We start from the raw sequence: 18,635 nt of genomic DNA, 5'->3' as shown, positions 1-18,635 counted from the left end.
GCGCGCCGTGGTGCGCCAGGTGATGCACGACCGGTCCCGTCGCCGAACCGGCACCCGCCTTGCGTGTAAGGCTTCCTGGCCAGCGCGGCCACGCTGCAAGCGCGCCTTCGGTGCGTCCAGGCCTTCAGCGCGTGTAAGCCTGCCGTCTTCTTGCCATTGGCATGGAGTCCTGCTTGCCTTGCCATGCTGACGGCCGATTCAGGTCTGGTCCGCCAGGAGTGGCGCGCGGTCGATCGGGCGCGAATCATGAGGGAAGCTGCGCGGATGGCGCCATGCCATCGGCGCCACTATCCCCGACGACGAGCCGGCCGGTGTCGCGCCGGCCGGCATCATCCGTTCAATCCGGCGACAGGGCAGTGACGGCCGGGCGTTTCGCGCGTGGCGCGAGCAGCCAGTCCTTCAGGGCCCGCCGAATGCGGAAGGTATTGCGCTCGAAGGCCAGGTAGAACACATAGGCGAAGCCGATCAGGGCCAGCAGCATCGCGCCATACCACAGGTAGTCCTGCGTGACGAAGGGATCGAGCTGTTCGCGGCCGAAGGTCGTGCCGCCGATGTGGATGGAGAGGAAGATCAGCGGCAGGTGCGTGACGTAGAGGGTGAACGAGAATTCCGAGAAGAAGGTGGCGATGCCGTTGATGCGCAGGAAGCGGGGCGAGGAGGGATCGACCGGCTGGTGCAGCGAAGACAGCAGCAACAGCAGGGGCACGCTGCAGATCATGTCTTGCACGAACGATTCTGGCACCAGCTCGTTATTGCTGCCCGTCAGGCGGTAATAGCTGAACAGGCCCGCCGTCAGCAAGCCCAGTACGAGGCGCAAGCCATTGCCGCAATGCAGCTCGATGCGCGAGAACGCGGCCCCCAGCAGCCACAGCATGAAGTACATCGAGATCATCTTCGGCAGCACGATTACCAGTACCACGAAGGCGGCCGCGCAGGCGGCGCGCTTGAAGCGGCCGTGACCGAACAGGACCAGGGCCAGCAGCGGGAACTGGACGTAGTACCAGGTTTCATAGGTCAGGCTCCATAAGGCATAGTTGCCGCCGAAATTGGGAACCAGGAAGGTTTGCAGGCCGAGCAGGTTGCCGGCGAAGCTCAGGGCCGAGTAATCGTTGGCCGGCGACAGGTCGACCGGCCCCGGCTGCGCCACGCCGATCGCCAGCCCGACCAGCAGGATCAGCACCAGCGTCGGCAGCAGCACCATCCAGAGCCGGGTGACACGGTCGATCGCATAGTTGGCGAGGGCGCGCGGCTGGTGCAGGCGGTTCATCAGGCTGCCGCCGACCAGCCAGCCGCTGATCAGGAAGAACACCACCACCGCCTGGTGGGCGAAGCCGGTCACGAAGGCGAACACCTGGTAGGCCAGGGTCGGATCCTGCAGCGAACGCAGGCCGGGATAGATTTCGGAACGCAGGTGGCCGGCGGCCACTTCGAGCGCGGCCACACCGCGCAGCAGCGACAGCGCCAGCGATTGCAGCGGATGGTCGTGCAGGTTGGACTGGGCCCGACAGCGGATCGTGGGAAGCGAGAGGGTAGGCATGGCGAAGCTCCTTGTTTGCATGATTTAGCCGCAGGCATCCCAGGAATAGGGACGACTGTTGCCCGACAGCGCCAGGGCCACCCGGATCATCCAGTAGCCGACGTGCGCGAATTCCATGAGCCAGGCGCCGATCGCGAACACCGGCAGCGACCACCAGATGGCCGGCAGCAGTCGCGCCCGCGCCAGATCGCCCGACCAGGCGGCGCCGAGCAGGCTGGCGGCGGCGCCCAGCAGCCAGCCGCTGAGCGCCTCGGCGCCCGTGTGTTCGCCGCTGGCGACCAGCAGCGCCGCCACCAGCAGGCCCAGCAGCAGGCCGAGCGCCAGGCCGACCCGCGCCGCGGCCTGGCCCTGGCCCGCCAGCAGCACCCAGGCCGCGAACGGATACAGCGCGCTGACCAGGGTCGCGTGGCCACTGATCGCCTTGAACTCGAGCAGGCCGACATCGGTGCCCCAGCCCAGGTGCGCGATCTTGCTGCCGCCGACCAGCGCCACCGCCGCACCGAAGCACGTCCCCCAGCGCAGGGCCGTGCGCCAGGCGCCGGCGGCCAGCAGCCAGGCGCCCAGGGCCATCCCCAGCGGCAGCGCGACTTCGAGGTCGCCCAGGTGCAGCACACGCAACATCGCTGTCCCCGGTTTTCCTAACGGACGATCGCGACCAGCGTGCGCAGGATGATCTTGACGTCGATCCAGAACGTCCGTTCGCGGACATAGCGCACGTAATACTGGAGCTTGGCCGGCAGCACGGTATCGATATAGGCGCGCTCGGGGTCGCCCGCGCGCGCCAGCACCGCGTTCTCGTCCTTGTACAGGATCGAGGCCCAGTCGGTGATGCCGGGCGCCACCGACAGCACGATGCGGCGCAGCGGCTCGGGATAATGGGCCACGTAGCGCGGCACCTCGGGCCGCGGCCCCACCAGGCTCATGCTCCCGTGGATGACGTTGAACAGCTGCGGCAATTCGTCCAGCTTGTAGCGCCGCAGCACGGCGCCGGCATGGGTGACGCGCGGGTCGGCGCCGACCGTGAGTTCGGGGCCGCCGTCCGGGCGCCGGTGCATGGTGCGGAATTTATAGATCGTGAACAGCGCGCCGCCGCGTCCCACCCGCTGCTGGCGGTACAGCACCGGTCCCGGCGAATCCCACTTGATCCACAGGGCGATCAGCAGCAGCAGCGGCGCCAGCAGCACTACCCCGGACAGCGCCGTCGCCAGGTCGAACAGGCGCTTGCTCATGACAGCAGGTCGTGCAAGGCCGCGATCACCCGCTCCTGGTCGGCGTCGGCCATGCGGGTGTATAGCGGCAGGGTGAGCATCGTCGCGTAGGCCGCTTCGGCGACCGGGAAATCGGCGGCGCGCAGATCGTAGCTGTCGCGCCAGTACGGCTGGCGGTGCAGCGGAATGAAATGGACGCTGGTGCCGATGCCGCGTTCGGCCAGCCCGGCGATCAGCGCGTCGCGGCCGTGGCCGGCCTTGTCGCCAATCGTGGCCGCGCCGGCCTGCTCCGCGCCGCCGCTCGCGTAAGGCGACCGGTCCAGGCGCACCACGTACAGGTGCCAGGCGTGGGTCGAGCCGGAGCCCGGCGCCGGGCGCGCCGGCAGCACCAGCGGCAGGCCGGCCAGCGCTTCGTCGTAGCGCCGCGCCAGTGCGGTGCGGCGCTGCTGGAAGCGGTCGATCTTGCGCAGTTGCTCGATGCCGATCGCGGACGCGATATCGGTCAGGTTGTACTTGAAGCCGGCGGCCACCACCTCGTAGTACCAGGACGGGGTGCGCGCCACGTAGCGGTCGAAGGCGTCGCGGCTGATGCCGTGCAGGCGCATGCAGCGGATCCGTTCGGCCAGCCGCGCGTCGCGCGTGACCACCATGCCGCCTTCGCCGGTGGTCATGGTCTTGTTGGCATAGAAGCTGAACACCGTCACGTCGCTGTCGAGCGTGCCCACCAGCCGTCCGTGGTGGCGGGTAGGAAAGGCGTGGGCCGCGTCCTCGATCACGCGCAGGCCGTGGCGCCGCGCGAGGCGGCCGATGGCGTCCATGTCGGCCGCCATGCCGGCGAAGTGGACCGGGACGATGGCGCGCGTGCGCCCGGTGATCGCGGCCGCCACCGCGGCGGGATCCAGGTTGAGGCTGTGCGGATCGGCGTCGACGAACACCGGCCGCGCGCCGAGATAGCGCACGACCTCGGCGCTGGCGGTGAAGGTCAGGGTCGGTACGATGACCTCGTCGTCCGGTCCAATGCCGGCCGCCTCGAGCGCCAGGTGCAGGCCGGCGGTGGCCGAGTTGACGGCGATCGCCTGGACGTCGGCGCCGAGATAGTCTCGGAAGGCGGCTTCGAAGCGCCGCGTGACGGGGCCGGTCGTGACCCAGCCGGAGCGCAGGCAGGCTTCGACGGCGCGGATTTCTTCCTCGCCGATGTCGGGCAGGGCGAAGGGAAGAAAGGCATCGGCGCCGTCGGCGTCGTGCAGGCCGCTTGACGCGGCGGGATGGGACAGGGTCTGCTCAGGCATGGCGGGTCTCCGGTGCAAGGACGGTGAGAAAGCGCTGGGCCAGGACGGGATAGCTCAGGTGTTCCATGACGTGGCGCCGGCCGCGCTCGCCCAGCGCGCGACGGGTGGCGGGATCGAGCGCCAGCAGGCGCGCCAGGCCCTCGGCCAGGGCTGCCGGGTCGTCGGGCGCCACGCTGGCGCCGCAGCCGGTTTCCGCCACCGGGTCGTTGCCGGCCTCGACCGCGTGCAGCACCGGACAGCCCGCCATCATGTAGTCGAGCAGCTTGTTGGGCGCGATGCCGAAGCGGTACAGCGGCTGGCGCCGCCAGCCGAGGAAGGCGATGTCGAAGCCGGCCAGCAGGGCCGGGATGGCGCGCTTGGGGACGGGATCGGCAAAGTGGACGTGTTCGAGGCCGAGCGCGTGCGCGTGGCGGTGCAGCAGGTCTTTCTCTGGCCCGGCCCCGACCAGCACGAAGGACAGCGGCCGCCCGCGCAGCAGGTGGGCGGCGTCGAGCAGGGTGTCGAGCGCATTGGCCAGGCCGTGGCTGCCGGCATAGCCGACGACCGTCCGGCCTTCGGCGCGCAGGCGGGCGAGCAGGCCGGAGAGCGCGGGCGGCAAGCCGGCTGGCGCCAGGCCGGAAGCATCCGTGAACGATGGCTGGATGCCGGCCTGCGGCCATTCGCCAGGGTCGACGCCGTTCGGGACCAGGTGCAGCTTGTGCGGCGCCATGCCGCGCCCTTCCAGGTGGGCACGGACCCGGGGCAGGATCGAGACGATGGCGTCGGCATGGCGGCAGGCATGGTCTTCGGCGGCCTGCAGCAGCATGATGAAGGGGTGGCGGCGCGAATGGCCGCCCAGCTCGATCGGCGACAGCGGCCACAGGTCGTGCACCTCATGTACCAGGGATGCGCCGGCCAGGCGCGCAATGCGCTGCGCCGGCCAGATATCGAGCGGATAGGTGCTCGAGGCGACCACTGCCTCCGGCGCGAAGGTGCGCGCAAGCCGCGGCGCCTCGCGCCACAGGCGCGCCACGAAGGCCAGCATATTGCGCACCCGGCCGGCGCCATTGCCGGCATAGGGCGGGGTACGCAGCCATGTGTAGTGGATGCCGTCGATGTCCTGGTCGAGACGGTCGTGCCCGTCGAGAAAGGGGGCCTGGCGCCGCAGGTGCGAATGCGAGGCCGCGATCACGTGCACCCGGTGGCCGGCGCGCACCCATTCGCGCGCCAGGTAATAGGGACGGTATTCCATGCCGTGGTGGACCGAGCCGGCATAGTGGTTGATGAGAAGAATATTTAGACGATTCATATGCGCCACACCATTTCTTCAACCAGGCGCCGCCAGTTGCAGCGGGTGCTCTCGATCCAGTTGGTTTCCCATTGCACCGGGTGGGTCAGCATGCAGATGCGTTCGTAGTGGCCCAGGGCGGCGAAGGGCGACATCGGCAGGTAATAGACCGGATGCTTGCGGTCGCTGATATACAGGTCGAAGCCGCGCAGCAGTTCGGCGTCGTAGGATTCGCACTCGATGCCGCAGCGGGTGCGCAGGGCGCGGTCGCGCAGCAGTTCGTGGTTGATCACGTTCAGGCGGCGGTTGGCGAAGTCGCCGTGGCTGGCGACCGTCGCCAGCGGTGCGCCCAGGCGCGCGGCGATCTGGCCGATATTGCGGGCGAACAGTTCGCGAATCTCCGGAAAGCGCAGGCGCAATTCGTCGCCCTTGCGGATGCGGTGGCGCTTGGCGAAATCGGCCACTTCTTCGTAGTGGTAGCTGGCTTCGCTGCCGGCGGCCTCGATCTCGCGCATGAAGCCGTAGTCGAGCGTGCACAGGCGGAAGTAATAGCTGGCCCGGACCCCGTGCCGGGTCTCGAGCGCGAACATCTTCTTTGCCGTGCGCAGGTCGCTGTCGATGTCGTGGCGGTGCACCAGCGTCTTGCGCGGCGGGGCCTGGCGGTTCAGGTCGCGGAAGAAGCTGCGCACCGAGACCTGCGCATACCCGGCATCGTTCCCTGCCTGCAGCAAGGCCTCGTACTCGCCGAGGCGGCTGGGCATCAGGTAATCGGCATAGAAGCGGTTGAACAGGGTTTTCATTGCGGCGATGGTTGAAGCGATTATTGAATCGAATAGCGCGCGCGATAAGGCTGGAAGCCCAGGATGGTCTTGAAGGTGCGCAGGCCGGGCTGGGCGCCGAAGAAGGTGTCGTACATGACGTAGCGCACCTGTTTTTCGTCGATCAGGCGGCTGATGGCCTCGACCAGCAGCAGGTGCATGATGCCGTCGTTGTTGCGGTAGCCCAGCATCTGCGAGAAGGCGGCGAAATTGCCGTAGATGGCCAGGCTCGCATAGGCGACCAGCTTGCCCTGGGCATCGAGAATGCCGTGATGGCGGAAATGCGGCAGCGTGTCGAAGGCCTCGCATTTCTCGGTGTATTTTTCGTCCATCGGACGGCCTTGCCGCATGTCGAGCGAGGTGTTGATGGCGTGGATGTCGTCGATATGGTCGTTGCGGTCGATATCGACGAAACGGTAGCCGCGATTGCGCGCGCGTCTGGCGTGGTAGCCGCCATGGTTCTTGGCCTTGATCTGCTCCTGGTAGGCTTGCCGGTCGGCGAAGCGCGCCAGGTCGATCAACGCCGCGCCGACCGTCTTGGCGCGAATGATGCGAAAGCGCGGATGCGGGCGGGTGAAGGCGCGGTAGGTGCTGCGGATGTCTTCCGGATCGATATACTGGTGGAAGCAAAGCTTTGCTACCGGCAGATTCATGGCCTGAATAAATGTATTGCAGTGTTGTAAGAACATATATACACCTGTTAGTCAGCAAACCACGATAAGGTGGATCGCCGGGTCATTCCTTGAAGTCGCTTAAACGAAGCATGCTCGCCGTCCCTGCATTCCCTACGTGAGCGCCAGCCGGTGCGCCAATGGGTGGCGGGTGAGGTCGGCATAGAACCGCAGCAGTTTCTGCGCTTCGTTTTTCCAGTTATAGGTTTGCTCGATCGCGCGCCTTCCATTGGCGCCCATGCGCCGCGCCAGCAGCGGGTCCTGGGCCAGGCGGTCGATGGCGGCGGCGATGGCCGCCGGGTCGCGCGGGTCGACGCACAGGCCGCAGCCGCTGGCCTCGACGATGGCGCGCCAGCGCGGGAAGTCGGAAGCGATCACGGGAATGCCGGCTGCCATGTACTCGAACATCTTGACCGGCAGCGCGTCGCGGTAGCTGGCGATCGGCAGCAGGGTGACGAGGCCGGCGAAGGCTTGCCCCATCACCCGGCCCACGCCGGCCCGGTCGAGGTGGCCGAGCGCGCGGATGCGGCGCCAGCCCGGCAATTGCGCCACCTCGCGCGCGAGCGCGGGCTCGGCGAAGTTGCCGGCCAGCGCCAGCTGCACCGGGCTGCGCAGCAGCGCGCAGGCGTGCACCAGTTCGCGGATGCCGCGGATCGCCGAGATACTGCCGACGTAGCACACCTCGGTGCGAGTGTGCCAGCCGCCATCCGGCGCGCCTTCCGCGGGTGTGCATCCCGGGGACGCGACATCCGGGGACGCGACATCCGGGGACGCGACATCCGGGGACGCGGATTCGGGCGCCGGGAACTCCTCGGGCAGCGGAAAATTGGCGACGTCCACCGTGCGCGGATTGCAGTGGGCCAGCCGCTCGCGGATATGGGGCGTGGCGGCCAGCAGGCCGTCCAGGCGGGCGCAGGCATGACGTTCGTAGCGCGCGTACAGCCGCGCCAGCAGGCGCGCGGCGCGCGGCGCCAGATAGGGTTTGTCGAGCAATTGGGTCGGCACGTCTTCGTGGGCGTCGAATACCACCCGGATGCCGGCGCGCTGCAGGCGCAGGCCGGCCGGCAGCAGCTCGGGATCGTGCAGCTGGCAGACATCGGCATCGAAGGCCAGCGCGTGCGCCGCCACCCGGCGCGTCGTCCAGAGCATGCGCCCGAGGCGCCCGCCGGGCGCGCCGGCATCGACGATCCTCACGCCGTCGCGCAGCTCGTCGCCCAGGCCGTCGGCCACCACCAGGAACACCTCATGCCCGTGGCTGGCCAGCGTGCGGCATTGCTTGACGAAGATCCTCGTGTCGTAGCGCGGATGCGCCGAGGTCAGGTGGACGATGCGCGGCATGTTTCCTCTCGTAGGCATAGCGGCTGCAGGCGCCGAGGGTGGCGCTGAGCAGCATGTCGGTGAAGTAATGTGAAGACAGCAGCAACAGGACGGTGACGCAGGCAAAGGCGAAGGCCAGCAGGAACAGCGGTCGCGCGCGGGCGGCGAAATACTCGTGGAAGAACATCGGCGTGATCGGGACGACGGCGAGCGCCGCCACGTAGGCCATGCCGAACAGGCCGAGGTCGACCCAGGCCGACAGCACGTTGTGCGAATAATGGCCGGGCTTGTAGCTGCCGTAGTCTCCCAGGATCGGATGGGCCGCGATCGACTGCACCGCGTGCACCGTCAGTTGCTGGCGCTTGTTGGCCGAGGTCGAGTGCGACAGGTCGAACAGCTCGAGGATGCGGTTCGAGGGCAGGGAGGCCAGGATCTGGTCGAGATACAGGCCCAGGGTGGTGGCGATGCACACGCCGGCCAGCACGAAGTACAGCTTGTGGCGCGAGTAATAGAACTCGATCAGGGGGATGGCGAACAGCAGGGCCACGAATTCGCTGCGCGCGGTATTGACGAACAGGGTGGCCGCGCCCAGCGCGTGCAGGCCCAGGCGCAGCGGCAGGCTGCGCGTGAAGGTCGCCACCGCCAGGTAGGTGAACAGGTAGGAGCGCGAAAAGCCCTGGTAGGTGGCGAGCGCATTGGCGTCCTTGGCGATGCCGAGCGCGCCGAGGTAGAACACGCCCTCGACCGAGTACGAGAACACGATGGTCGACATGCCGGCCAGGCTCAGCAGCCCGACGGCGCGGAAGCGCCGGCTGTCGAAGTCGATGAAGCAGAACTGGATGTAGACCAGCACCATGAACAGGATGGCGAGCAGGTGGTAAACCACGATGGCGCGGTTGGCGCCGGCCGCCGCGTTGACGCATACCACGCCCACGAAATAGGCGAAGAAGATGCCGTAATGGACGTCGACCAGGGTCAGGCGCCGGGCATCGCGCCGCATGCGGCCGAGGTAGACCAGGCACATCGGGCCGGCGAAGGCCAGCGCCACCGGAGCGAAGTAGCCGCCCAGGAAGGCGCCCGTGGTGCCGGTGCCGAGCAGCGTGTGGTAGAAGAAAAAGCCTGGGAACAGCATGAAGAAGCAGGCGATCAGCAGCCACTGTTCGCGCCGCGCGCGCGCCGCCCCATGCGGCTGAGCCTCCGGGGGGCGGCCCATTCCCTGCCAGGTCTCGGGCAGGTGGTCGCGATGGGGGGCGGGCAGGGGCGTCATGCGGCCGCCAATCGGTTGCGCGAGCAGTTCCAGGACATGTGCAGGTAGACCAGGTAGAGGCAGGAATAGCCGATCACGTACCACAGCACGTTCTCGTGCACGCTGCCCGGCAGCAGGAAGGCGCCGAGCGTGGTCGCGAACAGCGTCAGTTGCCACAGCAGGTCGGCTTTCTGGCGGCCGGCCACGAAGAACACATAGCTGAGCGGGCTGGCGACGAAGTTGAGCAGGAACAGCGGCGCCATCAGCTGGGCCAGTTCGCCGGCCTCGCGCCAGGATGCGCCGAACACGGTGGCGAACAGGGTCGGCGCGAACGCCATCAGCAGCAGCGCCGGGCCGATGCCCATCACCAGCAGCGCCTTGAAGGTGTGGCGGTAGGTGCGGCTGCAATTGCCGTGCTCGCGGAATTCGAGCACCGATTCGCGCTTGAAGACTTCGAGCACCGATGCAGCCAGCAGCGAGACCGGGGCCGACAGCACGCGCTGGGTCAGCGCGTACAGGCCGGCCGCCAGGGCGCCGTGGCGCATCCCGATCAGGAACAGCGGCAACTGGCTGACGGCGCCGTTGAGCAGGTTCGACGGCAGCGAGTAGCGCCAGAAGGCCTGGTGGCGTACCAGGTAAGCGCGCTGCTCGGGATCGGGCAGCCAGCCAATGGGCGCGCGGGGCGGACGCAGCAGGCGGCGCGCGCACAGGTAGCCGGCCAGCAGCCCGCACAGGTGGCCGGCGATCAGGCCCGATCCTCCCAGGCCGGCGGTCAGCAGGGCGAGCTGGGTCAGGACGATGACGGCCGCCGCCACCACCTTGGCCCGCGCTGCCTTGCCGAAGGCATTGTGCGAGGTGGCGTAGGCGAGCGTGGTCTGCATGCAGGCGGTGAGCCAGGCCCCGGCGCCGATGGTGAGCAGGGCCGCCCACGGCAGGTGCAGCGCCGGTTCGAAGCCGGCCAGCCGCGCTGCCGTGGCAAGCAGGGTCAGCAGCAAAGCGGCGATGGTCGCGCTGTAGAACACGACCCGGAAGCAGGTGCGCTGGTGCTGTTCTTCATGGTCGAGGATCATCGCCGCCTCCATGCGCAGGGTGGCGCCGATCGCGGACAGCGCGATCACGCCGAGCCAGACGCTGTAGGCGCCCATCTCTTGCGGCGTGCACATGCGCGTCAGCAGCGGCGCCGCCAGCAGCGGCAGGGCCTGGGCGCCGAGCGCGCCACCGAGGACGGTGGCGACGTGGCGCCAGAATGGCGGCAATTTCCTCATGAAGCGGTGGCCGTCGTGGCGTCCGTCGCGGCCGGGGTGGCCGCCGTGGCCGCTGTCGCTGCCGTAGCCGCCGTAGCCGCCGTGGCCGCCGTTGCCGCCATGGCCGTCCTGGCTGCGGCTGGCGCCGCGGCGCCGTCCGGGCGGCAGGCGCCGAGCAGGGCCACAGCCACCTGCTCCGCGTCGGCCCGGTCCAGGAACGGTCCCATCGGCAGGCTCAGGACGCGCCGGGCCAGCCCTTCGGCCACCGGGTACGAAGCGCCGGGCGCCAGGTGGGCATAGGCGGCCTGGTGGTGGATCGGCAGCGGATAGTGGACCGCGGTCGGGATGCCGGCCGCGGCGAGGGCGGCGCGCACCCGCTCGCGCTCGTCGACCAGCACCGTGTACTGGGCGTGGACGCTGCTGCGGTCGGGCCGCACGGCGAGGACCGGGACCTGGTGGCGCAGCAGCGCGTCGTAGTCGGCGGCGGCGCGCTGGCGTTGTTCGATCTCCCAGTCGAAGCGCTCCAGCTTGGCCAGCACCACGGCGCATTGCAGCGTGTCCATGCGTCCGCCCACGCCCAGCCGCGTGTGCACGTAGCGGTGCGACTGGCCGTGGACGCGGATCTCGCGCATCGCCTGGGCCAGCACGTCGTCGTCGGTGAACAGGGCTCCGCCGTCGCCGTAGCAGCCCAGGGGCTTGCTGGGGAAGAAGCTGGTGCAGCCGATCGTGGACAGGTGGCAGCTCTGGCGGCCGCGGTAGGTGGCGCCGAAGCTCTGGGCCGCGTCTTCGATGACGGCGATGCCATACGGTTCGGCGATGGCCGCGAGGGCGTCCATGTCGGCCGGCTGGCCGTAGAGCGAGACGGGCAGGATGGCGCGGGTGCGCGGCGTGATGCGCTCGGCGACCAGGCGCGCATCGAGATTGCCGGTGGCGGCTTCGACGTCGGCGAATACCGGGGTGGCCCCTACCAGCAGCACGGCCTCGGCCGCGGCGATGAAGGAGAACGGGGTGGTGATCACCTCGTCGCCGGCCTTGATGCCCAGCGCCATCAGGGCGATCACGAGCGCCTCGGTGCCCGACGACACGGTGATGCAGTGGCGCGCGCCGCTGCGCTCGGCCAGGCGCGCCTCGAGTTCGGCCACTTCGGGGCCCATGATGTACTGGCCGTGGTCGAGCACGGCCTGGATGCGGCCGTCGATCAGCGCGCGCGAGGCCAGGTACTGGGATTTGAGATCGATGAATTCCATGGATTATCCTCGTGCGGTGCTGTTGCTGTTGCTGTTGCTGGGGCCGGGGTTGGGGCTGGCGCCGCTGCCGGCGCCAGCGCCGGCCTCGGCCAGCCCGCTCCAGGCGTCGGCCCCGAACGGCGAGGCGGCGGGGCGGCAGGCGCCGTCGTGCAGGATGTAGGGTTCGCCGGTATGGGGGCAGCGCGCTTCGCCGTTGCCGGTGAGCGGCAGCGCCAGGCGGTCGCCGGTGCGGCTGATCCAGCCGATCTGGCGCGCCGGCACGCCGGCGACCAGCGCATGCGGCGCGACGTCGCGGTTGACCACGGCGCCGGCGGCCACGAAGGCGTATTGCCCGATCGTTACCCCGCACACGACGGTGGCGTTGGCGCCGATGGTGGCGCCACGCCGCACCAGGGTGCGCCGGTATTCGTGCTTGCGCGGCACCGCGGCGCGCGGGTTATAGACGTTGGTGAACACCATGCTGGGGCCGCAGAAGACGTCGTCTTCGAGCGTCACCGCATCGTAGATCGAGACATTGTTCTGGATCTTGACGCCGTTGCCTATCTGGACGTCGTTGCCGACGAAGACGTTCTGGCCGAGCGAGCAGGCGGCGCCGATGCGGGCGCCGGCGCAGATGTGGGCGAAGTGCCAGACGTGGGTGTCGTCGCCGAGCTGGGCGCCGCGGTCGACGATGGCGCTGGAATGGACGATGACGGCCATGATCAATACTCCAGCGGCAGGGCGACGCGGCGGCCGTCGCGCGCCGAGCGGTAGGCGGCGACCAGCACCTCGAGCGATTTCAAGCCTTCGCGGCCGTCGGTCTCGGGTTCGGCTTCGCCGCGCAGCACGCGGATCACATTGTCATAGTAGAGCGGGTGGCCGAAGCCGTAGACCGAGGTGGTCTGGTAGCTGGCCTGGGCCACCAGCGCGTCGTCCGCGTCGGGCTGGGCGAATTCCCATTGCTGGACTTCGTTGACGGCGACGCCGCCGATGCGCGCGCTGCCGTGCTCGCCGAGGATGGTGATCGAGCCTTCGAGATTGCGCGGCCAGGTCAGCATGGTGACGTTCATCGAGCCCAGCGCGCCATTGCGCCAGCGCAGGCTCAGCACGCCGGTATCCTCGACCTCGATGTCGCGCGCCAGGGTGGCGGTATAGGCTTGCAGGCTTTCGATCGGGCCGACGATCCATTCGAGCAGGTCGACGTAGTGGCTGGCCTGGTTCATGAAGGCGCCGCCGTCGAATTCCCAGGTGCCGCGCCAGCCGGCGCTGCGGTAATACGTTTCGGGCCGGCTCCAGAAGACGTTGAGGTTGACCATATAGATGCGGCCGAAGCGTTTCTTCTCGACCGCGCGCTTGAGCAGCTGCAGGGTGGCGTTGCGGCGGTTCTGCTTGACCACGAACAGGCGCACGCCGGCTTCGTCGGCGGCGGCGACCATGCGCTTGCCGTCTTCCCAGCGCGTGGCCATGGGTTTTTCGGTGATCACGTGGCGCCCGGCCTGGGCGATGCGCACCGCCTGGCCCGGGTGCAGGCCGGATGGGGTGGCCAGCACGTAGGCGTCGGCGTCGAGCTCGGCCAGCATGCGCTCGAGGCTGGGATAGGGACGGGCGCCGGTGCCGCCGGCGGCTTCTTCCAGGGCGCGCGGGTCGACGTCGCACACGCCGGCCAGTTCGCAGCGGGCGGCGTGCTCGCGCATGGCGTTCATGTGGTTGCGGGCAATGCGGCCGCAGCCGACCAGGGCGAAGCGGATCTTGCGGTCGAGGATGGGAGGAGGGTAGTGGCGCATGCGGGCTCCGGGCGTGGATGGCGTAGTGGCAAAGGCTGGACGAAGGCTGGACGAGGGCTGGCGAAGGTTGGGCAATGGTTGGGTAATGGTTGGGCAAGGGCAGGCCGTTCAGGCCTGCACCACGTTCGGCAGCCGGTTCGGGTAGACGCCGCGGGTATCGACGATCAGGTTGGCGTACTGGCGCACCAGGTCGTAGTCGAAGGCGCTGTGGCTGGTGGCCAGCAGCACCACGTCGTAGGACGCCAGCGACGATGGGGTGAGCGGTACGCTGGAGAGCTCGAAGCGGTGTTCGCGCATGCGCGGGAAGACCGGCACGTGCGGGTCGGAATAATCGACCGCGGCGCCGCGCGCGCGCAGCAACTCCATCAGCGCCACCGATGGCGATTCGCGCATGTCCTCGACATCTTTTTTATAGGCGATGCCCAGCACCAGGATGCGGCTGCCCATCACGGCGCGGCCGCGTTCGTTGAGGGCGTCGGCCACCTTGGCAACCACCCAGGCCGGCATATCGCTGTTGATCTCGCCGGCCAGTTCGATGAAGCGGGTGTGCAGGCCGTACTGGCGCGCTTTCCAGGTGAGGTAGAAGGGGTCGATCGGGATGCAGTGTCCGCCCAGGCCGGGGCCGGGATAATAGGGCGTGAAGCCGAACGGCTTGGTGGCGGCGGCGCGGATCACCTCGTGGATGTCGATGCCCATGCGGTCGGCGATGATCTTCATTTCGTTGACCAGGCCGATGTTGACGGCGCGGTGGATGTTCTCGAGCAGCTTGGTGAGTTCGGCCGCGCGGGTCGAGCTGACCGGCACCACGGTGTCGATCGCGGCGCGGTACAGGGCCAGGCCGGCTTCCAGGCAGGCATCGGTCGAGCCGCCGCAGACCTTGGGAATGGTGCGGGTATGGAAATCTGGATTGCCCGGGTCTTCGCGCTCGGGCGAGAACACGAGGAACACGTCCTGGCCGACGCGCAGGCCGCGCGACTCCAGGCGCGGCCGCAGTTCTTCTTCGGTGGTGCCGGGATAGGTGGTGCTCTCGAGCGACAGCAGCTGGCCGGGCCGCATATGCGGCAGCAGCGACTCGACGGTGCCGGTCACGAACGACAGGTCGGGTTCGCGGTAGGCGGTGAGCGGGGTGGGAACGCAGATCACCAGGGCATCGGCCTCGCTCGTGCGCGCGAAATCGGTGCTGGCGACGAAGCCGGCGGCGCGCGCCGCCTCGATCGCCGCCGCGCCGATATGGGCGATATAGCTGGCGCCGCGGTTGAGGCGGGCGACCTTGTCGGCATCGACGTCGATCCCGAGCACGCGGAAACCCTCGGCGGCGTAGCGCAGCGCCAGCGGCAGGCCGACATAGCCCAGGCCGATGATACCGATCACGGCTTGGCGGTCGCGCAGCCGGGCCAGCAGCTGCTCCAGGTGAACTGATTGGTTCTCGTCTCGCATGGGTTTCCTCGACAGTGACGGTATGACGGTAAAGGTTTGGCTGTAGTACTGTGTCTGTAGTGCTATGGCTGTGATGCTGTGGCTGTGACGCGGAGGGCCTGGACGGTGGCCCCGGCTAGATCCGGAACGGCACGAACTTGCGGATCAGCCCCGCCGGCGCCGGCTCTTCGACGGGCGCCGGCGGCAGCGGCGCCGGCGTCGACGGCAGGTACTCGGACACGATGGCCTTGACCATCGATTCGATGGGGCCGCGCTCGTGGGTCTCGCAGGCCATCATCAGGCAGGTGATGCAGGTTTCGAGCACGCTGGGCCGAAGCGCGCTCTCTTTCATGCGCATGATGCGCGGATGCTCGCTCGGGAACACGGTGCCGTCGATGAGCAGTTCTTCGTGCAGTTTTTCGCCGGGGAACAGGCCCACGAACTGGATCTCGATGTCGCCGCGCGGCTGCTGGGGCGTGCGCTCGGTGAGGCCGTGCATGGCGATCATGGTGCGCGCCAGGTCGAGGATGCGCACCGGTTCGCCCATGTCGAGCACGAACACGTCGCCGCCCTTGGCCATGGCACCGGCCTGGATCACCAGCTGGGCCGCCTCGGGGATGAGCATGAAGTAGCGCGAGACTTCGGGGTGGGTGATCGTGACCGGCCCGCCGCGCTGGATCTGGCGCTGGAACAGGGGAATCACGGAGCCCGACGAGCCCAGCACATTGCCGAAGCGGACCATGCAGAAAGTGGTGCCGTGGGCCGCGTCCTTGCCACCGCCGTGGCCACCACCCTGGCCCCCGGCGCGGGCGGCCGCCGCCTGGAAGATCAGCTCGGCGATGCGCTTGCTGGCGCCCATGACATTGGTTGGCCGCACCGCCTTGTCGCTGGAGATCAGCACGCAGGTCTGCACTCCGTGGCGCGCGGCGCCGGCGGCGATGATCTGCGCCCCCAGCACGTTGTTGCGCAAGCCTTCGACGATATTGGTCTCGACCAGCGGCACGTGCTTGTAGGCGGCCGCGTGATAGATGGTGTCGATGGCGCCGCCGCCCAGCACGCGCTCGACCAGGTCGGCGTTGCACACCGAGCCCAGGTGGGCGTGGATGGCCAGGTCGGGAAAGCGCGCCGCCAGCTCTTGCCGGATCGTGTACAGCGCGTACTCGGAATGGTCGACCAGGTGCAGGCGCGCCGGGCTCAGGGTGACGATTTGGCGGCACAGCTCGCTGCCGATGGAGCCGCCGGCGCCGGTCACCAGCACGCCCTTGCCGCGCACGCAGCGCGCGAACAGGTCGAGCCGCGGCGGTACCGGCGGCCGGCCGAGCAGGTCTTCGAACTTGATCTCGCGGATGGCGTCGCGCAGGGCGGCCTTGTCGTGGGCCTTGTCGTCGGCCAGGTCGACCAGCCGGGTGAGGATCTTGGTGGGTACGCCGGCCTGGCCCAGGCGCTGCATGAGTTCGCGCAGGCGCTCGGGCGCGGCGGCGGGCAGGGCGATGACGATGGTGCGGATGCCCAGCGTGGGGGCGAGTTCGACCAGGCGTGCGGTGTGGAACACGCGCAAGCCGGCCACCGTGCGTTCGTTCAGTGCGCGCTTGTCGTCGAAGAAGCACAGCGGACGGTAGTCGTCGCCGTCGCGCATGGTCTGCGCCAGCCGGGCGCCGGCCTCGCCGGCGCCATAGATGGCCACCGCCAGCGCATTGCCGGCCCAGGGGCCGCGCTTGCTGCGCAGCAGTTTGCGCACGCCGATGCGCGACATCACGACATAGGAAAAGGCGATGAACCAATATATTGCCAGTGCGCTGCGCGGAAAGCGCGCTTCATTGAGAAATACCAGGGTCAGATAGGCGCACAATATGGCAATCGCCAATGCCAGCCCGGTGAGCGTGAGCAGGCGGTGGTCGATAAAGCGAATGACGGCCCGGTATAAATCGGAAAGCCAGAAAGCGGCAATGGTCAGTACCGCCACCAGTAAATAAGAGCCCGGGCCAAATTGTTTTGCAAGTTGCAAATCACCCCCGCGCAATATCATTGCGATTAAAAAACACGCCGGAAGCGCTACCAGGTCGGCCACGATGGCCAGTCCCACCTTCGCGGTACGATGCATGGACACGATTCTTGCGCACAGCTGGCTGAAGAGGCTGGAGTGTTGAATTGACATGGCAATCGGCTTCTCGCAAAAAGAGAACGACGTGCTGCTGCATTCAAAATAGTGGTTTACTGCACGAAAGGGCGGTTGAATATAATGGCGCGTTGATTGTATTGACTTGGTATTTATAATTTTATTATCTGTCCCCGATTGAATGGCAGGTTTGAGATCACTCAACAGCGATCAGGGATATAATGCGCGAACGGCCAAGTTGAAATGCGGAAGTGAAAATAAGAAATAGCCACTGATAATAATTTCCAGTGGCTATTTTATTTAGTGCAGGTACATGCAGGCGGGTCGGCAATATAGCCGATGGAATGGAATAGTCGACAATGCGTTCCGGCCCGGCAGGCCGGAACGCAGGAGCAAACAGGCTTCAGGACTGGCCGGGACGCGGCTGCGGCGCCATCGGCGGCACCGTGACCTGCTGGTTCAGGCGCAGGAACTTGAAACCGGCCAGCGCCTGGCCGGGCTTGCCCGCGCGCGCGTTGCGCGCCTGGCGCTCGAGCGTGCGCCCGATATACGATTCGAAGGTCTCTTCGCGCACCTTCGGTTCGGCCGAGTGCAGGAAGTGGCGCTCGCCGTTCGGTCCCAGCACCACCAGGCCGACGTGCGAGGCCCAGTATTCGCCGTCGCGGGTCGAGATGACGTTGACGAAATCTCCTTCCTGCAACTGGCTGGCGATGGCGGCCACCTGTTCCGTCGGCACATAGGCCTGGCGGCTGGTTTCGACGGGAATGTCGCGCACCGTGTTGTGGCGGGTGCGCAGGAAGCGCGCGCGATCGACCTTCATCGCATACGAGGGGCCGGCGGCGCCCGCCAGTTCGGCGCTGACGTCGGTCACCAGCCAGCCGTTGGCGACGTTCCAGTCCATCTCGGTATAGTGGTTGCGCGTGGCCACGCCGATCACGCCGTCGCGGTAGCGAATCCGCTGCAACATCCAGAAGAACTCTTCCCACGAGCCGGACAAGGCCATCGCATAGGTGTGCTCGGCGAACACCACGCAGTCGCTTTGCGCAAGACTATATAAAGGCAGGCTGTCGTGCAGCTCGTAGGGGAACTCGCCCAGCAGGTGCAGCGAGTAGGGCTGGCCGATGTTCTGGCGGCCGATGGCGGCGATGCGCTTGCGCAAGTCCGGCTCGGCGCCCTGCATGTGCGCGATGTACTGTCCCGCTTCGAACGGCGACATCTGGTAGATCTGCTTTTGCAACAGGGTCGACAGCGGCGTCGGCGGCGGTGGCGCACCGGGGATGGGCTTGGTGGCGGGCGCGGTCGCGCACCCGGTCAGGACGGCGCTGGCAAGCAGCAGGCAGGCAAGGCGCATGGCGTTCATCAATGTGGTGAAAAAACGTCACGCTAATCTGGTGCGCCCGGCTTGGGTAATGAAATTTCTTCATCCAGCCATAACCTCCGTGGGGCGCCGATTATGTACATTCCTTCAAGTTATATAGAAGCGATCACAAGTGATT

Annotated in this window: 16 protein-coding genes; all 16 read right to left on the bottom strand. The window is 67.7% G+C overall.

Annotation, left to right across the window (positions count from 1 at the left end; genetic code table 11):
- Positions 1 to 337: 337 nt before the first annotated feature.
- The gene (locus Q9246_RS20710) at positions 338 to 1,537 is read right to left on the bottom strand and encodes an acyltransferase family protein (RefSeq protein WP_306392672.1); all 1,200 of its coding nucleotides are present in this window, start codon (positions 1,535 to 1,537) and stop codon (positions 338 to 340) included.
- 24 nt (positions 1,538 to 1,561) lie between these two features.
- The gene (locus tag Q9246_RS20705) at positions 1,562 to 2,158 is read right to left on the bottom strand and encodes a hypothetical protein (RefSeq protein WP_306392670.1); all 597 of its coding nucleotides are present in this window, start codon (positions 2,156 to 2,158) and stop codon (positions 1,562 to 1,564) included.
- A 17-nt stretch (positions 2,159 to 2,175) separates the two neighbouring features.
- A complete protein-coding gene (locus Q9246_RS20700; protein WP_306392668.1) occupies positions 2,176 to 2,766 on the bottom strand; it encodes a sugar transferase in 591 nt (196 codons plus the stop codon).
- Complete coding sequence (locus Q9246_RS20695) at positions 2,763 to 4,034, bottom strand: DegT/DnrJ/EryC1/StrS family aminotransferase (protein ID WP_306392666.1); 1,272 nt, start codon at positions 4,032 to 4,034, stop codon at positions 2,763 to 2,765. Before Q9246_RS20695 ends, Q9246_RS20700 begins: the two co-directional genes overlap by 4 nt.
- Positions 4,027 to 5,322 (bottom strand): glycosyltransferase family 4 protein, encoded by a 1,296-nt coding sequence (locus tag Q9246_RS20690; protein ID WP_306392664.1) that lies wholly within the window; start codon positions 5,320 to 5,322, stop codon positions 4,027 to 4,029. The genes Q9246_RS20695 and Q9246_RS20690 overlap by 8 nt, the downstream gene beginning before the upstream one ends.
- Positions 5,319 to 6,101, bottom strand: coding sequence for a hypothetical protein (locus tag Q9246_RS20685; protein WP_306392663.1), 783 nt, complete (start codon positions 6,099 to 6,101; stop codon positions 5,319 to 5,321). Before Q9246_RS20685 ends, Q9246_RS20690 begins: the two co-directional genes overlap by 4 nt.
- Positions 6,102 to 6,121: 20 nt before the next feature.
- Positions 6,122 to 6,772 carry a hypothetical protein gene (locus Q9246_RS20680; RefSeq protein ID WP_306392661.1) on the bottom strand — a complete coding sequence of 217 codons (651 nt, stop codon included), beginning with the start codon at positions 6,770 to 6,772 and terminating at the stop codon, positions 6,122 to 6,124.
- Positions 6,773 to 6,904: 132 nt separating this feature from the next.
- On the bottom strand, positions 6,905 to 8,128 hold the full coding sequence (locus Q9246_RS20675) for a glycosyltransferase (protein WP_306392659.1): 1,224 nt from the start codon (positions 8,126 to 8,128) through the stop codon (positions 6,905 to 6,907).
- Complete coding sequence (locus Q9246_RS20670; protein ID WP_306392657.1) at positions 8,034 to 9,374, bottom strand: hypothetical protein; 1,341 nt, start codon at positions 9,372 to 9,374, stop codon at positions 8,034 to 8,036. The genes Q9246_RS20675 and Q9246_RS20670 overlap by 95 nt, the downstream gene beginning before the upstream one ends.
- Positions 9,371 to 10,618, bottom strand: a complete 1,248-nt coding sequence (locus tag Q9246_RS20665; RefSeq protein ID WP_306392655.1) for a lipopolysaccharide biosynthesis protein — start codon at positions 10,616 to 10,618, stop codon at positions 9,371 to 9,373. Before Q9246_RS20665 ends, Q9246_RS20670 begins: the two co-directional genes overlap by 4 nt.
- Complete coding sequence (locus tag Q9246_RS20660) at positions 10,615 to 11,844, bottom strand: DegT/DnrJ/EryC1/StrS family aminotransferase (RefSeq protein WP_306392653.1); 1,230 nt, start codon at positions 11,842 to 11,844, stop codon at positions 10,615 to 10,617. The genes Q9246_RS20665 and Q9246_RS20660 overlap by 4 nt, the downstream gene beginning before the upstream one ends.
- A gap of 3 nt (positions 11,845 to 11,847) precedes the next feature.
- The gene (locus Q9246_RS20655) at positions 11,848 to 12,543 is read right to left on the bottom strand and encodes an acyltransferase (protein WP_306392651.1); all 696 of its coding nucleotides are present in this window, start codon (positions 12,541 to 12,543) and stop codon (positions 11,848 to 11,850) included.
- A 2-nt stretch (positions 12,544 to 12,545) separates the two neighbouring features.
- Positions 12,546 to 13,607 (bottom strand): Gfo/Idh/MocA family protein, encoded by a 1,062-nt coding sequence (locus tag Q9246_RS20650; RefSeq protein ID WP_306392650.1) that lies wholly within the window; start codon positions 13,605 to 13,607, stop codon positions 12,546 to 12,548.
- A gap of 108 nt (positions 13,608 to 13,715) precedes the next feature.
- Positions 13,716 to 15,044: a nucleotide sugar dehydrogenase gene (locus Q9246_RS20645; RefSeq protein ID WP_306392649.1), complete on the bottom strand. Its 1,329-nt coding sequence runs from the start codon at positions 15,042 to 15,044 to the stop codon at positions 13,716 to 13,718.
- A gap of 115 nt (positions 15,045 to 15,159) precedes the next feature.
- Positions 15,160 to 17,124: a polysaccharide biosynthesis protein gene (locus Q9246_RS20640; protein ID WP_422802337.1), complete on the bottom strand. Its 1,965-nt coding sequence runs from the start codon at positions 17,122 to 17,124 to the stop codon at positions 15,160 to 15,162.
- A 418-nt stretch (positions 17,125 to 17,542) separates the two neighbouring features.
- Positions 17,543 to 18,499, bottom strand: a complete 957-nt coding sequence (locus Q9246_RS20635) for an N-acetylmuramoyl-L-alanine amidase-like domain-containing protein (protein ID WP_306392646.1) — start codon at positions 18,497 to 18,499, stop codon at positions 17,543 to 17,545.
- Positions 18,500 to 18,635: the final 136 nt, after the last annotated feature.

Origin of the sequence: Telluria beijingensis, from assembly GCF_030770395.1 — a bacterium.
In the GTDB taxonomy this organism is placed as follows: domain Bacteria; phylum Pseudomonadota; class Gammaproteobacteria; order Burkholderiales; family Burkholderiaceae_D; genus Telluria; species Telluria beijingensis.
The sequence above is the reverse complement of the archived record's forward strand: the minus strand, read 5'-3'. Positions and strand labels throughout refer to the sequence as shown.

Coding starts and splice junctions, on each gene's coding strand:
- Q9246_RS20655 (WP_306392651.1), bottom strand. CDS start 12,543: ATGGCCGTCATCGTCCATTCCAGCGCCATCGTCGACCGCGGCGCCCAG.
- Q9246_RS20700 (WP_306392668.1), bottom strand. CDS start 2,766: ATGAGCAAGCGCCTGTTCGACCTGGCGACGGCGCTGTCCGGGGTAGTG.
- Q9246_RS20705 (WP_306392670.1), bottom strand. CDS start 2,158: ATGTTGCGTGTGCTGCACCTGGGCGACCTCGAAGTCGCGCTGCCGCTG.
- Q9246_RS20650 (WP_306392650.1), bottom strand. CDS start 13,607: ATGCGCCACTACCCTCCTCCCATCCTCGACCGCAAGATCCGCTTCGCC.
- Q9246_RS20635 (WP_306392646.1), bottom strand. CDS start 18,499: ATGAACGCCATGCGCCTTGCCTGCCTGCTGCTTGCCAGCGCCGTCCTG.
- Q9246_RS20670 (WP_306392657.1), bottom strand. CDS start 9,374: ATGACGCCCCTGCCCGCCCCCCATCGCGACCACCTGCCCGAGACCTGG.
- Q9246_RS20695 (WP_306392666.1), bottom strand. CDS start 4,034: ATGCCTGAGCAGACCCTGTCCCATCCCGCCGCGTCAAGCGGCCTGCAC.
- Q9246_RS20675 (WP_306392659.1), bottom strand. CDS start 8,128: ATGCCGCGCATCGTCCACCTGACCTCGGCGCATCCGCGCTACGACACG.
- Q9246_RS20690 (WP_306392664.1), bottom strand. CDS start 5,322: ATGAATCGTCTAAATATTCTTCTCATCAACCACTATGCCGGCTCGGTC.
- Q9246_RS20680 (WP_306392661.1), bottom strand. CDS start 6,772: ATGAATCTGCCGGTAGCAAAGCTTTGCTTCCACCAGTATATCGATCCG.
- Q9246_RS20685 (WP_306392663.1), bottom strand. CDS start 6,101: ATGAAAACCCTGTTCAACCGCTTCTATGCCGATTACCTGATGCCCAGC.
- Q9246_RS20645 (WP_306392649.1), bottom strand. CDS start 15,044: ATGCGAGACGAGAACCAATCAGTTCACCTGGAGCAGCTGCTGGCCCGG.
- Q9246_RS20665 (WP_306392655.1), bottom strand. CDS start 10,618: ATGAGGAAATTGCCGCCATTCTGGCGCCACGTCGCCACCGTCCTCGGT.
- Q9246_RS20640 (WP_422802337.1), bottom strand. CDS start 17,124: ATGCATCGTACCGCGAAGGTGGGACTGGCCATCGTGGCCGACCTGGTA.
- Q9246_RS20710 (WP_306392672.1), bottom strand. CDS start 1,537: ATGCCTACCCTCTCGCTTCCCACGATCCGCTGTCGGGCCCAGTCCAAC.
- Q9246_RS20660 (WP_306392653.1), bottom strand. CDS start 11,844: ATGGAATTCATCGATCTCAAATCCCAGTACCTGGCCTCGCGCGCGCTG.